This window comes from Pseudomonas sp. K5002 (assembly GCF_013386655.1).
Lineage (GTDB): Bacteria > Pseudomonadota > Gammaproteobacteria > Pseudomonadales > Pseudomonadaceae > Aquipseudomonas.
The window spans coordinates 1-752 of record NZ_JACARK010001518.1 but is presented as its reverse complement, the minus strand read 5'-3'; the positions used below and the strand labels follow the sequence as shown (position 1 = coordinate 752).

Below are 752 nucleotides of genomic sequence, written 5' to 3'. Positions count from 1 at the left end.
CCACGGTCAACGCGGCCGACAGGTCCCGGGCCAGACGCGCCAGGGAAGTAGCGCGGCGTTCCCGGGCAGCGGCGGTGCGCGCTTCGTGGCGCAGGCGGGCGGTGAGTTGCCCGGTGATCAGGGCGATGCCGAGCATCAGCGCGAAGGTGAAGAAATACTGGGTGTCGTTGACGGTAAACGAGTAGCGCGGCTGGACGAAAAAGAAGTCGAAACACAGCACCGCGAGCATCGCTGCCCACACGCCGGGGCCGCGTCCAAACCGCAGAGCCACCAGCACCACCGTGAGCAGGAACAGCATCACCACGTTGGCCAGGTCGAACACCTGCAGCAGCAGCGCGGCGATGGCGCTGGCGGTGAAACAGGCGAGTGTGGACCAGAGGTAGGCCAGGGTTCTGCCGGGCGCTGGTGTAGGTTTTTCAATGGCAGGAACAGTGCCTGGCAACATGCCATGGGCGATCACGATCTGGTCGATCTGCGGATGGTGCCGGCTGATCCGGTCGCTCACCGACTGATGCCAGAACCGCCATGCCCGGCGCGGATGATGGCCGAGCACCAGGCGATTGGCGTTGTGTTCCCGGGCACAGGCGGCCAGTGCTTCGGCGACGTCCATGCCCGGTAGCGTAGCGGTGTCGGCGCCGAATTCGCTGGCCAGGGCCAGGGTTTTCATTGCTGTGAGATAACGCTTGGCGCCGCGGCCCTGGGCTGCCGTGACGTGCACCACGATCCAGTCCGCCTCGAGCTTTTGCGCCAGG

At 66.0% G+C, this 752-nt stretch carries 1 protein-coding gene; it reads right to left on the bottom strand.

The genetic code is table 11. The features are described from left to right. Positions 1–752, bottom strand: a 752-nt coding sequence (locus HX846_RS37630; RefSeq protein WP_178967513.1) for a DUF4118 domain-containing protein, incomplete at both ends; no start/stop codon positions are given.